At 32.6% G+C, this 13,868-nt stretch carries 13 protein-coding genes; 3 read left to right on the forward strand and 10 right to left on the reverse strand.

Annotated elements, in window-relative coordinates; translation table 11 throughout:
- Position 1: 1 nt before the first annotated feature.
- Positions 2-607, reverse strand: a complete 606-nt coding sequence (locus BM088_RS06390; RefSeq protein ID WP_091981835.1) for a hypothetical protein — start codon at positions 605-607, stop codon at positions 2-4.
- Positions 608-1,283: 676 nt separating this feature from the next.
- On the opposite strand from BM088_RS06390, the gene BM088_RS06395 reads away from it, so the two are divergent.
- Positions 1,284-1,751, forward strand: a complete 468-nt coding sequence (locus BM088_RS06395) for a DUF4402 domain-containing protein (protein ID WP_177207968.1) — start codon at positions 1,284-1,286, stop codon at positions 1,749-1,751.
- Positions 1,752-1,851: 100 nt separating this feature from the next.
- Positions 1,852-2,511 (forward strand): FlgO family outer membrane protein, encoded by a 660-nt coding sequence (locus tag BM088_RS06400; protein ID WP_091981845.1) that lies wholly within the window; start codon positions 1,852-1,854, stop codon positions 2,509-2,511.
- Positions 2,512-2,952: 441 nt separating this feature from the next.
- Here BM088_RS06400 and BM088_RS06405 read toward each other — a convergent pair whose 3' ends face one another.
- The 5 genes from BM088_RS06405 to BM088_RS06425 form a co-directional block, all read right to left on the reverse strand.
- Positions 2,953-3,456 (reverse strand): hypothetical protein, encoded by a 504-nt coding sequence (locus tag BM088_RS06405; protein WP_091981848.1) that lies wholly within the window; start codon positions 3,454-3,456, stop codon positions 2,953-2,955.
- A 21-nt stretch (positions 3,457-3,477) separates the two neighbouring features.
- Complete coding sequence (locus BM088_RS06410; RefSeq protein ID WP_091981852.1) at positions 3,478-6,996, reverse strand: SPOR domain-containing protein; 3,519 nt, start codon at positions 6,994-6,996, stop codon at positions 3,478-3,480.
- A 178-nt stretch (positions 6,997-7,174) separates the two neighbouring features.
- Complete coding sequence (locus BM088_RS06415) at positions 7,175-7,972, reverse strand: fimbrial biogenesis chaperone (RefSeq protein WP_091981856.1); 798 nt, start codon at positions 7,970-7,972, stop codon at positions 7,175-7,177.
- A 186-nt stretch (positions 7,973-8,158) separates the two neighbouring features.
- On the reverse strand, positions 8,159-8,833 hold the full coding sequence (locus BM088_RS06420; protein WP_091981859.1) for a hypothetical protein: 675 nt from the start codon (positions 8,831-8,833) through the stop codon (positions 8,159-8,161).
- Between the two features lie 9 nt (positions 8,834-8,842).
- Positions 8,843-9,538 (reverse strand): hypothetical protein, encoded by a 696-nt coding sequence (locus BM088_RS06425; RefSeq protein ID WP_091981863.1) that lies wholly within the window; start codon positions 9,536-9,538, stop codon positions 8,843-8,845.
- 264 nt (positions 9,539-9,802) lie between these two features.
- Between BM088_RS06425 and BM088_RS06430 the strand changes: the two genes are divergently transcribed.
- The gene (locus tag BM088_RS06430) at positions 9,803-10,795 is read left to right on the forward strand and encodes a hypothetical protein (protein ID WP_091981868.1); all 993 of its coding nucleotides are present in this window, start codon (positions 9,803-9,805) and stop codon (positions 10,793-10,795) included.
- A 474-nt stretch (positions 10,796-11,269) separates the two neighbouring features.
- Here BM088_RS06430 and BM088_RS06435 read toward each other — a convergent pair whose 3' ends face one another.
- The 4 genes from BM088_RS06435 to BM088_RS06450 all read right to left on the reverse strand — a co-directional run.
- Positions 11,270-11,980 carry a FlgO family outer membrane protein gene (locus BM088_RS06435; RefSeq protein WP_091981871.1) on the reverse strand — a complete coding sequence of 237 codons (711 nt, stop codon included), beginning with the start codon at positions 11,978-11,980 and terminating at the stop codon, positions 11,270-11,272.
- An 8-nt stretch (positions 11,981-11,988) separates the two neighbouring features.
- Positions 11,989-12,606, reverse strand: coding sequence for a FlgO family outer membrane protein (locus BM088_RS06440; protein WP_091981875.1), 618 nt, complete (start codon positions 12,604-12,606; stop codon positions 11,989-11,991).
- A gap of 103 nt (positions 12,607-12,709) precedes the next feature.
- Positions 12,710-13,384 (reverse strand): FlgO family outer membrane protein, encoded by a 675-nt coding sequence (locus tag BM088_RS06445; RefSeq protein ID WP_091981879.1) that lies wholly within the window; start codon positions 13,382-13,384, stop codon positions 12,710-12,712.
- Positions 13,385-13,555: 171 nt separating this feature from the next.
- Positions 13,556-13,868: transposase (locus tag BM088_RS06450; RefSeq protein ID WP_143085041.1), on the reverse strand; the 313-nt coding region annotated here is incomplete at its 5' end.

Here is a 13,868-nt window from a genome sequence, read left to right on the forward strand (position 1 = left end):
ACTATCTAAGTACCTTAACACCATCTTCCAACTGCTCAAGTAAATTTGTAGATAAAGTCGCCTTTGCTGTTGACTGAATATATCCTGAAGCCGTACTTTTAATATAACTATTAATAATATACCGCCCTTGATAGAGGCTTATATGGGACTCTAAAGTTAAATCGGAAATCTTTTGTTCTTTCTGATAAACAGCAACAGGAAAACCAAATTCAAATAACTCATTAATAAATAAAGATGCAATATGCTCTCTTGCTTCTGAAAATGAAGATGGCATTTGGCTAGACAAGCTGACAGGCATTACGACTATAGATTGATTCACGTTCAGCTTTTTTAATTTAGCAACTAAGTCCATAGTCAGGTGCTGTATTTCACGCTCAATCTCACTAACCAGCTCATTTTTGGAATCTTTTTTTATATTTTTATGGTGAGTGTCTTGTGAAGAATTATATATTTCAATCTGTGTTTCATCTTTGGTCATTAACTCATTGTCAGACCTATTTGTTATATTTAGATCAGACTTGTCATTTTTAGTATTAAAACTAGTGCAACCTTGCACTATTAATAAAATAAATAATGAAGAGATTGAATATAGTTTAGAGTTTTTCATTTAAAGAACTCCTAATAATTTATTCCTTAAAGAAATTTTAAGCCAATTATCATTCCTTTAAGCACCAAAATAAAAATAGACATTAACAAATAAATTTTATCTAAGTTATTGTCCTAATATTACATAAAAGTTTATATCAGGAATTCTATACTGTCGAATAAGAATAGAAAGTACTCCCCCTCCCCTCAAACCTCATTGAAACAGAATAACCATGAGGTTATCCGGATTATAAAAGTAAGCAATTTTATTTAAATTACTTTTAAAGTGAATAAAGTTCAATTTATTAGAGTACACAACCTTTAAAATTAGACTAAAATTTAACCTATAAAGCATATGGCAAATAAAATAATTTGTCTTTTAACTTGCTAAGGTGATCTATGAAATTTGTAAATCTAAATTTTATTATTCAAAACTCTCATTTCACTCAAGAAAATTTAATAACATTAATCATATTAACTTCCTATAAAATGACCATTTACCTCAAGTATATACACTTACGACCAAGTCATTGATTAATTCAGTATTCTCTAAATATATAACTTAATACCAAGGAAGACCTTTTAAAAATGAAATTAACCATTTCAAGTTTTATATATTCGATTAAAGGTTTTTTATGTGTAAAATTCAAATTATACCTTTTATTATTACCCTATTATTTTTTTTAAGTTTTCACTGCTTGGCAACATCAATTACAGGCACTCTCCGAGTAAGAACAACAGAAAAAATAGGAACAACCGAGCTACAAAGCTTAAGCTTTGGTAGTATAGAAAAAAAGTTAAATGGTAAATGTATTATACAAATAACCACTCATAAAAAAAGAACGCACTCAAAATCTACAAAAACAAATTTGAATTCTTGTTCAGCTGATAATTTAGCAAGACCTGGAATTTTCACTCTTAAAGGATTAGCAAAAGCAAGAGTCAAAATTCAACTCAAAAACGCATTAACTAAAGGGTGGAAGTTTGAGCCATACGGCATAACAGACAAAAAAATTCAAAAAACAAACATAAAAAAAATAGTAACACAGTTTTCAAATACAGGTGAAGCAACCTTGTATATAGGTGGTAAACTTACAATTAATGCAGTGTCAAAAGTTTTTCACCATAATGATTACGCAGAATACACTATTAATATCATATATTAGTTATTGTTCATTTATACTCTACTAGTTTATGGCCCACTATTTGCTTTGAAATTACTACAACTGACTTTAACATACCAATTTTGGTTACAGGATATTCTAAATGCAAAAATTAATTACACCTTTCTTGTTATTAATTTTATCAGGTTGTAGCAATTTCAATTCAGGGCTAGAGTTACCAGAAACAACTCGTTTATGCTTAACACCAAAAGGCGTTTATCATAAATGTGGAAGTGATCAAGCGCTAGAAGCTAATACTATAAAACGAAAAAAAATATACGCATCTCCAGAAAGTAATAATTCAGGAACCCAGCCTAGCTACAGTATTAAACATCATAAGAAGCTTGAAGAGTATATTGAACAAATGGTTATGGATATGCAATATAGCTTAAGCCGTTATTATATTAACGAACCAATTGCAGTTGCATCATTTGTTGAATTAGATACAGATCTCAGTATAACTAACCAGCTAGGTTTAGAATTATCAGAATCATTTATAGCAGAGTTAATGAAAGCCAACTTTCCATTAGTTGAGCACAGAGTTACAGGTGAAATAATGCTCACACAAGATGGTGATTTTGTACTTTCTCGCAATCCTCACCAAGTTAAAAGTTTACAAAAAATTGGTTATGTTATGTCAGGAACTTTGCTGAAACGTCACAATGGTATTTTAGTCAACGCAAGAATAGTTGGCTTAAAAAACAATCAAATATTAGCATCTTCAAGTAAGTTGATACCAAAAATGATTTTGAATGGCTATTAGTTGTATTAGTTCAGGACCCTGTATAAATAACTCTGTGTAACTGCCAGTTTTATATAAAGTCTTTTAAACGGTCTTTGAATTCAATCATAAATCGATTCAAGGCCGTTTTCCAATTTCTAATGGGCATAGTCCACTTCTTCTCTGCATTTTTTATCGCTAGATAAATCACTTTCTCTTATCTCGATCTATTTATTAATAATAAAACAGAGATAATAACATTTATATTAATTAATAAGTTTATAAAGAACCAAGGCAGTTACTCACAAAAAAACAAAAACATTATTTAGATTACAAATAAGCACGATTGCTTGACTGGACTTCCTTGTGTACCACGACACAGCCTTCTCATACTAGATATAATCATTTAAGGGTGCATAAGTAAAAAACTCTATTGATGTAAGTTCAATAGAGTTTTCTACTATAAATATAACAGTTTTGCCATTAATTATGACTATATTTATAATTAATATCATAGTCTAAACTATAGTTTAAACCGTGACTCAATTCGTTTATAAATATCAGTTTCCCTCCCATTACAATATCGATAACACCTGAAGGACCTAACTTAAGCTTTGTTGGAGTATTTGTATAAATTGCAAACTCATCCAACTCAATCTTTGCGACTCCTTCAGGTTGGAATATCACTTGACCATCAGGACTTTTTTTAGATTTAAATTCTATTTCGACAATTTGAAATGGTTCTGCTGTTAACTTAAATTTACCATTACTACCTGAATAACTCGAACACGTAGAATCTTTAGTGTTACGTATCGTATTATTTTTTTGGCTATCGTAATAACAGCTCCCGGTTTTAGGAAGAACAGTATCAAAGTCTAGATTTTTGATTTTTTGTAACATTATTTCTTTATTTGCTGCATTTGTATTTAACGAACCAAGTATTGCAACTAAACAAAGCATTCTATTTATAAAGTCACCTTTATTCATTTTAGACACCACCTTATAAGTTTATATTTTTGTAAAAGTTTTAATATTATTAACGTCAGACAAACTTCTCACCCAGCCTTTTATTTTATCATTCTCTTGAAGTTTACCTAATAGAGTAATAGCTTCATCTCTATTTTCAAATAGCTCTAACAATACTAAGTTATTATCATTATGCTTAGCTGTATAATATTGATATTCTTGAGGAAGCTCTTTAATTACACCACTAGCAAGTTTTGAATCTTTTACTGCTGCAAGTTGTATAGTGAACTTAGGTAAAACCTTACTCTGAAATTCATTCTCAGAATGAACGCTATTTGGTTTCTTTATTCTTACCGGAAAGGATGGTATTTCTTTCTTTATTTGTAAATGATTCCCTTTAGCACTAGCCTCCGAAAATGAAGAAAATCCAGCTAATACAACCTTAAATAGCCCTTGATGCTCAACAATAGATAATTCTTCCTCTGGTAATTTCACACTCAAAGCAGCTAAATCAGATTTTGCATTATCTGATTTTTTATAAGAACCAAATTGTAATACCCAACCTGAAGGTTCAACTTTCTTAGGAGATACAATTTCAGGTTCTGGCTGCTTAGCTTTTACTTTAGAAGTGTTTTCAATAATTAACTCTGGACTTGCCGTAACTAACACTTTTTCTATTTTTTTAATACTTGCCAGTTTTGGCTTAATTATACTTGCTGACTTCAGTATTACAGGCTTAATATTTGATTTAACATTTTTAAAGCGTTTCTTTTCTGTCTTAATATAAACGCCTTTACCTGCTTGTACTTTGCCTATCGCCGGATCGTAATTCTCATCATTAAATTCAACATCTTTAACCTCATCAACATATACCACCTTATTCTTAGGGTATAAAGTCAATGCTTGTATTTCAACAAATCCGCCTTGTGGTGGTGTTGCTAAATGATAAACACCTGGCTGACTTTTTAATCCACGAAGAGCTAAAAAGTCTTGGTTTACACGAATATGATAATCACCTGAGTTAACTTCATTAAATTCATAATAACCATCATGGCTTGTTACTGTTGAAGCGATCAATTTACCGTTAGGGTCTACAAGTTCTATTTGAGCTTCTTTAACTGCTTGCTCACTCTCTTCAATTGCCATAAATAAGTAACCAACAACATCCGTTTTAATTGTGAATGGTATATTCGCTTTAATATATCCACCACTGTGAGTGTATAAACTATAACTTGATACACTAGGTAAAACGCCTTCCTTCCATGCACCTGAAAAACCTACGGTTGAATTTGTTGGTACCCCTTGTAATACAACACGGCCAGTTTTACCTGTTTTATATTCTCTCCAGTTATTATAAGGACCAAATTCAACTCCTGGTAAAGCTAAATCATTTTCATCTAATATATTATTTGAATTACGATCTAGGTAAGCAGTTAAATCTAATGTGGCACCACCATATATACCGCCATTAGATACTTTAAATTGATTGTTCACATGATCATAGCCAAGAGCAAAATTAATACCTAAACCAATTGACCAGTTATTTGTTGAGTCATGTTGAAATACACCTGAAACTTGAAAGTTATCAAATGCTTTAGAAACAGATGTAGATAAGTTCCAACGGTCTTCATTGATTACAGTTGAGATACCATTTTGCTCGAGTTCATTATAATACTCAGCACGTCCATTTAAGCTATAACCATTATCAAAATCTGTATAGAAACTAATCCTAGCCGTATCTAATTCCGTATTATCTTTATGAATGTAACTTGTTTCCATGCTAATACGGCTATCATAAAGTTTTGTTGACCAACCTAAATTACCTCGATAATAACTATCCTCATCTTGGGGAATATACGTTAAATTATTATATAAATTAACACCTCCTATTGCCCAAGATAATCGAGAATTTACCCTTGTAAGCTCGGTTTTCTCTTTTGAACTTACAAAATTAGCACCAAAGCTATAATTTAATGGAATGATAAACTTATTCCAACCACTTAGATTAAAAGAAAGACCATGAGTATTAAACTTATTCTGCTCTTGCCCATTATCAGTATTAATTTGACTATAGTTATACCTAAAGCTATAGGTATGACGCTTCGAAATTAATCCTTGACCATTAATATTGGCACGAATATCACCACCATCTTCAAATAAAAGTTCATTTTTAATCAATAAGTCTTTAAATGCAGCTTGTAAGTTAATATTTAATTCTTTTTGATAAGAGCCATCATCATCCTTTTGAGCTGAGAGAGTTAAACCCGTTTGATATTTATCGCTAATACCATAATCCCAACCATAATTTAATTTATCTGGTGAGTATCCACCATCTAAAGCACCATGTAATAATCTAGAGTTTGATTCAAGTACACTTCCTTTAAAGCGACTCTTCCCTGGCTTTAACCAATTTCCAGAGATATTAAGCGTTTCAATTCTTTCCTCTTCTTCACCATGAGGGCCATATAATTTCACTATAAAAGTATTAACACCATATTCTGTGTTTATATTTTCAAATTTATAAATCCCTTGATCAGAGACTTTTTGCTGTGCAATGAAGTAACCATCAATATAAAGTTCAGCCTCCCAACCAGGCACTGACAACCCCTCAATTACAGTAGAGCCAAAGTCTCGGCTAAAGTCTTTTTCGTCGCTGCGAAAAGTAAAACCTACACCACTGCCGCCAGCACTTCCTCCTGTATTAGAAGCACTCACATCACCAAAGTCATATCGTGTAATACCTAAAGGAAGTAATTCATACGGAGATGTTGGCGCACCACTAAAACGTAAATATCCAAGTAAATCTGAATTTTTACCCTTACTTAAATTTAAAATAGCAGAGTGATATAAAAAATCGCCACTCAAACTTGCTCCAACAGAATAATTAAGGTTTTGATTTTTACCATCATATACTGCAAGATTCACACTACCTGTTGGAGGCGTTATGAAATGATAATGATCAACTAAAACTTCTTCACTCGAAAAATATCTAAACTCTTCTTGGTTAATTGTCGTTCTTCTTATTCGCTTTTCTTCTTGGCTTCGATTCATTCGTTTTTCAACTGGAAACAAATAACCTTGCTCTCGGGGTGTAATAACAACTCTTAATTGACTGCTATCATAAACAATAGAGGAATCTAATAAGGCAGAAAACATATCTAAACTTAGTAGTCTATCGTACTCATTACTGGCCCACGTTAAAGACTCACCACTTGCAAACCTTAAGTTTGTTTGGTTTTTAATCAAATCTAACCAGTTACTATTATCACCAACTGTTACTTGAAAGTAATTGCTGTCTAAACGAGAGTTATGCTTTAACTCTAACGCCTCTATTACAGTGAGATATGGTACATATAAGTTATTATCTAATTGATAAATTTCAATATCAGTTAATAAAGTCCAATCTCGTAGTACAACATCTACAAGAATATACTCGTCTTCATTTAAAGTTAACTTTGAAAAAGTTTGTGCATGAGCACTACTAATAGCAAAACAAAAACATAAAAAGATAGAACTTAAATTGATATAAGCTTTTAGCTTAGGCAACATCCTGTCAAACATTTGGCTGCTACTCCGAAGATGAATAATAACTAGATAAGAGCAAAATCCAAGCCAAGTTAAACCAATACAAATCAGCAACTTAAATGCAAGAGTTTTATTTTATAAATTATTAAAAGTTTTAAAAAATAATGCTTTAGGCCAAAATTAATTGACCTTAATACTACGGACTTAAAGGTTTTCAAAAAAGAGCATTTTTAATTTCAATTTTTTGAGTTACTCGGTTGAATACATTGCTTTTTTCTGAAAACTCCACCAAAACATTGCCACTTGGTTTTTCATCTAATATAAATACATGATTTTCCACTTCAGCTGGGCGATATAAACTAAAGTTTCGGATATGTTTGATAACTTCTCCCGAGCCTTGGTCAATTAGTTTCAATCCACCAACAAGTGAGCGATTCCCTTTACGAGTTTGCTTTAACGCTAACTTATAACCTTCGGCAAAAGGTGTGATAGATGTTACTTCAAATGCGGTTGAAGCTGCTGCATCACCTATTCGAACATGTACAGGTAAGTTGTAATTTACCTTTGCACCTATATTAGGTTTACCTTTAACTAAATTTTCATTTTTTTCGCTACATGAAATTCTAAAAAAACTGATATATTCCCCAGGAGTTAAATTTGCACGACGGCGATAACTTATTTTAACTCTTTGAGAACTTTGTGACGGTATAGATACTGAGCGAGGTGAATAACGTAATAATTTTTTGGCAGGCATATAAGTTGATTTAACACTTGCCACTTCTAACAGCTCATTTGATTGAGAAAAGTTATAATGACTTAAATCTAATAAACACTCTGCATTTTTTCCTTCTGAATTTCTCAATGTTAATTCTGCGGATTGTGAGTTTTTATCTAATACAATACGGTATTTATCAAAAGTGATTGATGCTGCGCCAGCTAAAGCCATTTGACTAAAACTTGCAGAGGCTAATAAAGGGGCCAATAAAAAAATTGATTTTGCGATTTTATTCATAATACTCTCCTAAAAAGTACAATCATAAAAGCAAATAGTGTGCCACAAAAAACAAGCACTATAATGACGTGATTTAACGATTGATTTAGGGTTATTTTAAGTACGAACGTACTAAAGTAATGAAATAATTTGAAATAAAAACCCATGTATGTGTACATGGGTTTTTAAATAATTTATTGCTATATATTATTGATAAATAACATTTACAATATAATTTAAAGAATACTCGGTATCAGGATCAACATTACCATCAATTTTCAATGTACCGCCTACAGCAAGTAGTCCATCACCTGTACTATTAAGATTGACTTCTTTAGTGTCAAAAATTTGTACTAAGTGGGTCGCAATATCATCATAAACCGCTTGAGCATCCGCTAAGTTGTCTAATCCTGCAGCTGCCACGTTTGTTAAATCAAGTGGGTCAGCAACATCTGCATATACAGCAGCTTTATAAATGCCTTCAGGCTTAAAAGTACCCAATGCATTTGAGGGATCTGCAGAAAAACTTACTTTAACTCTTTGAGAAGGCACTCCCTTTAAGGAAAAGTAACCCGGAGCTGACGTACCACAGGCATTAGTACCTGGTGGTAAATTACCAGATGTAATTGCATTAACAGTGAAAGTACCTGCATTTGTACCGGCTTGAGTAGAAATGTCAATTCTTTGCGGTACCGTACATTCATAACCAGGTGCTGCAGCAATTTGTCCCATTTGTATGGTTCTTTTTTGCGTTACTGCTACCTGTTCTACAGTTCTAACTTTTAGAACAGCTTCAGTAGCCGCTTCTGCAATATTTGAAGCACATACAAGCGAAGCTGATACTGCCAAAGCGGGCATAGTCTTAATTAAAAATTTCATCATTCAGCTTCCTTATTTATATGTAACATCTAATGAATAAGTTAATTCATAGTCTTTACTAGTTTCTAAACGTTGTAACGTAGTTAACTTACCAGCAATAAGTAAAGTGCCAACAGCAGAATTATGAGGTTGACCTTGAACTATTGAACGTAAAGTTCCTAAAGGTAAATCAGTCGTTGCACCCGCTGTAATATTTTCAATTTTTCCTGGCATAGGGTCATTTTCAACAAACTCATCTAAGCTACCAGCATAATAGCGTGCAACAGGTTCAAATTTTAAAAATTCATTACTGGTATCTTGAATTTTAAAAACAACCGTTTGATTGGCGACACCTTTCAGTTTAAATATTCCAGGTGACACTCCTGCATCTGCCATATCGCTTAGAGACTGCGCCGCAGTATTACTTCCATTGCCTCCACATCCAGTAGATTTAAAGTCAGCACCATCATCTGTACTGGCATCCATTAAGTATTCACCAGCACTAGCTCCCGTTGCTACAAGTAACTTATCAAATTCACATTCTGTTCCAGATGTTACAGATAAGTCGTTACCAAAGTTTAAACCTTTGACTTCTTCTACCGTTGCTTCTGTAGCAGTTCTAAAAGTTACAGTACCAACATTATCACCATCAGCAGCAATACCGGAGAATGAAGCCGCCAACATACCTACCATGGCTAGCGGCTTCATATTGATTGGTTTTTTTTCCATGTTTTAATCCTCAATAATTCAAAATGTTTCCATAAACGAGCACTGTTATTATTGCTTCCGTTTATCCCATTTATATAATTTACTCAAGTTATGTATCGGCAGTAGTAAAATATCTTTAGTTTATTTTTTAAATAAATAAATTAAATCGCTAATTTACTTTCCCTTTGTCTATTACATTTATTAAAAACGACAAGTTATAGTCAAAAAATAACGGTATGACCTTTGCTTATCATCGATATAACTGACATTAGGAATAACCCCGATATGTTTAAAAGGCAAAATGCATACCTACTTTTAAGTTTTACTGGATTTTTTTTACAAGGCTGCCAAAACACTAGGCAAACAACGCTTGATAGTGAGTTGAAGCTAGAATTAATACAAACACAATGGCAATCAATGGCGCAAAGTGCGGCAAAGGTTTACCGTGACGCAGGGTTTATATTAACTGCAGAATTAAAGTGGCAGGATGAACAGTGGGGGAAAAAATATTATTTTGACGATATTAGTTTAACGGAACCGGTAAGTGAATACCGTATTGATTTACTCAACCCTGATTTTACAAACAAGTTTTTATGTAGTTGGTATTGTGAACGAATTGATGAAACTAAATATGATAAACTGATTGGTTATTATTCCCACCTAACCTTTTTTTATCAAAACTTAAAGCCTGAGCTACTTACTTTTTACTCTAATTTAATTGAAATTGAAGATAACTTAAGTAATGTAAATTACTCAGCAGAAGATTTAAAAATCAAATTATATAAAATAAAGCAAGACCCGCCTAGCTTTAGTAACTTCACCGAATTTGATGAATACTTAACGAGACAAGTTTTTGAAAAAAATGGTTATTTTGAACCATCAAACCAAATAGATAACACTTTAGCATTATTTAATGATAACAATAATTCTGCCATTGATAGTGTTAATGACACTGATATAGTTGAAGTTAGCACTTTGAGTACAGATAATTATAATGCCTTACCTCATATACCAGTAAAATCAATACCGCTTAAAATAGATGATACAGTGTGTAGTTATCAAGAAAACTTTTTTGGTAAAGTTTTAGAGCTGCAAACCAATGGAAATAAAGTGCTATTATCAGTAAGCGGACAAGCAAAACGACAGCAAGAAGGCGCTATTATAGACTTAATTCCTGGTTACTTAATTACACAAGGTGGGCATTTTGAATATCTTGAATTAGATGAAATTAAGGTCTTTAATATTGATGATGTTTCGCATTGTGAAATGGCGATATAAAGACTATTTAAGTGGGTATATTTACTTTATCTTTTTTGCAAAATTAAAAGAACAAAGTAAAATACTGTCAGTCAAAAACTAAAACCAGCAACCCACTTAATTTAACCTTAAATTTCAAACCTTATCTATGTAAAATGCTTTAATTAATAGTGTTTAAACACGGATATTTACAGGGTACCAATTTAAAATTAGTGCATTAAGTTTAATACACTTTTCTAAAAATACCTCTTCGGATATCATGTGAAATAGGTGGGATTTATACTTAGAATAACGCTGCAATAATCTACTACAATATTTACGATGTATATCAAAACCTTAATAGTTAAAATCAACTTTAAATTCATTGGTTTATATTTTTAAATAATTTAATTTTTAACCTCTTAACTAAGCAAGTAAAATAGAGGTAGGTAAAGGTGCATACCTCTCACTTCGAAAGATTAAAAAAACCAGTGAAAGCCTATTTTTCAATCGTTTTTATTCCAATGTAAAGTTTGACTTTTTTTCACTACCTTGTATGGCATGAGTGATGTCTTCCGGTAAAAAGCCTTGTGCTGAAGCTACAATTGCCTTTGACTGTAATCCTACAATACGTGCGTTTACCAAATAGCCTGATTCATGCTTTACTAAAGTTCCCAGCAATATATATTCCATAGGTAAGTTGGGTTTTAACTCTAAAAAATCACGACTTAAAATAAAATCACCTTCAGGTGTAACCCTTAAAAAATCGGTTGTTTTGAAATCAATAACTGGAATACCAAATTTATAGATTTCATGGGCAAAACTTTCAGCCATTTGTTTTCCCAATATGCCTGCTTTATTTAATTCTTTATCCATTAATACAAAACTAGCTATAGCAAGTGGTGTTTGCTCGTTAACGTAAGTTAAATTTTCTATTAAATCATGGGTTATACCACGAATATAATGATTAATATTTCGCTGCTTACCCATAGCAAACCGTTTATTAACTCCTGAAGAAAGTTTTAATGCATTATATTTTTCATCATGGATATAACTACCATTTTCATCAAAGTATTGCGCTTTGGGCATGTCTTTAGAAGGGTTAACCGTTTCATCATGAGTCACAACAGCTTGATTAACAGGTTGGCGATCAATTTGAGTCCACTTTTCAACAGACTCACAAGCAGATAAACTCAAAAACAAGAGCGAAATTATTACATTTTTCATATATCCTCCTAATATTCCTTGCGAAATAATTTACCATCTCTAACTTGTACTTTTACATCTGACCAAGATACATTATTAGGTATATATGTTGTTGCTGCTGCAACAACCTTTCGATCTGAAATAGCAACCAGCCTAGCATTAACTTGAGTTTGTTTTTCTAGCATATTGAGCGTACCAACAAGAAGATATTCTGCATTAATGTTAGTCTTAAGCTCTTCGGAGTTTCTTGATAAAAACAAGTCATGATCCGAGTTTATTTTAACCACATTTCTTAATTTATAATCTTCTATTTTAAACCCTGCCTGTGCCATTACCGTATTGACACTTTCTTGCAGCTGATTTCCAAATGCAATTTGTTGTGACGTAGCCTCTCCAGATGCTGGCATAAAAGTTCCGACTGCTACGTAGGCACTTTTTGATAAATTGTTGCTTGATAAAAGTTGTGAAACCAACTTTGCGGCATAAAAATGTACAGTTTTTGAATGTACCCCTTGCCCTTCTTTTTGCTGACTATAATTTGAAGGTGTTGCACTATATTCGTTGAACTTATCTATACTGCTACAGCCAGTTGAAGCAACCAAATAGCTTCCGAGTATAATGTGAGTGAATTGTTTTTTTACCATCATAGTTATGAACTGTCCGAGTAGGTTAAATTTTGACACCTAGTTAAGCTTACCTAACAAATGCAAAGTTCACGCCAAAGTCACTATCTCAATATAAATCACCCCACTAAAATACTCTAACACCATCGCGAATGTTTTCACCTATTAACCCAGCTGTAATATATTCTGGAATAAATCCTTGTGCCGAAGCCACAACAGCTTTAGATCTTATTCCAACAATACGAACATTTACGATATGACCACTTCTATGCCTCACTAAGGTACCTACTAATACATATTGAATCGGTAAATTATCTTTTAACTCCAAAAAATCACGACTTAAAATAAAATCACCATCAGGAGTCACTCGCATATAGTCTGTTACTTTAAAATCAATAACCGGAATGCCCGCTTTATAAATCTCATGTATAAAACTCTCTGAAATCTGTCGACCAACAATATCAGAATCCATTAACTCACCATCTAGCATCACAAAACTAGAAACTGCTAATGGCGTTTCATCAGAGACATATTTTAGGTTTTCCAACAACTCCCCACTGATCTTTTTTACGAAAGACTGAATATTATGCTGGTTTACCCTTCCAACTCTAGCAATCTGATTGTATGCAGCGGGATGACCATTCCAACCTTGCATTGAACTTGAATAGAGTTCTTTTCTAAAGTGAGTGCCTTGAGCGATATTTACTGACTTTACATTAATATAATCGTGTTTACTTCCTTGAGCGAGCACCTCATAGTTACAAGAGGATAAAATAATGCTGATAAGTACTAAATGCTTCATATTCAATTCCTACATTCCCCCTCACTTAGCTAATTTTGATCATATGCTAACAAACCATACTTTAATCAGGTGAGGGAAGTTTTCTGGCTGTATATGTAATAACGGCAGGGGTGATGTTTTTATTAGCTTTTTCTTTATTTAACCTGAGATCTGGTTAAGCATCGCCATTTATTAGTCTGGCATCATACCAAATACATCTGCTGATAGTTTTATACACGGCTTCTGTTTCTTTAAGCAATAAGCCACTATTCCAGATATCAAGTTGAGCATGAAACTTGTTTCACTGCGATGGCGGCTATGTTCTATTTGAGATATATTTTTCAACTGGTCATTGATAGTTTCAATGATGTATCTCTTTGATAACATGGCTCTATCGAAGGCTGACATGGCTTTCGACTTCATGTTTTTTCGAACTGTTGTAATCAAATCTACATCGAGTTCCTTTAGTTTTTCATTTAACTCTTTGCCGATATAACCTTTATCG

It is taken from the genome of Pseudoalteromonas denitrificans DSM 6059 (genome assembly GCF_900112265.1).
Taxonomy (GTDB): Bacteria; Pseudomonadota; Gammaproteobacteria; order Enterobacterales; family Alteromonadaceae; genus Pseudoalteromonas; species Pseudoalteromonas denitrificans.

Excerpts from the sequence above, each read along its gene's own strand:
- BM088_RS06440 (WP_091981875.1), bottom strand. The coding sequence starts at position 12,606 with ATGATGGTAAAAAAACAATTCACTCACATTATACTCGGAAGCTATTTG.
- BM088_RS06390 (WP_091981835.1), bottom strand. The coding sequence starts at position 607 with ATGAAAAACTCTAAACTATATTCAATCTCTTCATTATTTATTTTATTA.
- BM088_RS06425 (WP_091981863.1), bottom strand. The coding sequence starts at position 9,538 with ATGGAAAAAAAACCAATCAATATGAAGCCGCTAGCCATGGTAGGTATG.
- BM088_RS06430 (WP_091981868.1), top strand. The coding sequence starts at position 9,803 with ATGTTTAAAAGGCAAAATGCATACCTACTTTTAAGTTTTACTGGATTT.
- BM088_RS06405 (WP_091981848.1), bottom strand. The coding sequence starts at position 3,456 with ATGAATAAAGGTGACTTTATAAATAGAATGCTTTGTTTAGTTGCAATA.
- BM088_RS06445 (WP_091981879.1), bottom strand. The coding sequence starts at position 13,384 with ATGAAGCATTTAGTACTTATCAGCATTATTTTATCCTCTTGTAACTAT.
- BM088_RS06400 (WP_091981845.1), top strand. The coding sequence starts at position 1,852 with ATGCAAAAATTAATTACACCTTTCTTGTTATTAATTTTATCAGGTTGT.
- BM088_RS06435 (WP_091981871.1), bottom strand. The coding sequence starts at position 11,980 with ATGAAAAATGTAATAATTTCGCTCTTGTTTTTGAGTTTATCTGCTTGT.
- BM088_RS06410 (WP_091981852.1), bottom strand. The coding sequence starts at position 6,996 with ATGTTTGACAGGATGTTGCCTAAGCTAAAAGCTTATATCAATTTAAGT.
- BM088_RS06420 (WP_091981859.1), bottom strand. The coding sequence starts at position 8,833 with ATGATGAAATTTTTAATTAAGACTATGCCCGCTTTGGCAGTATCAGCT.
- BM088_RS06415 (WP_091981856.1), bottom strand. The coding sequence starts at position 7,972 with ATGAATAAAATCGCAAAATCAATTTTTTTATTGGCCCCTTTATTAGCC.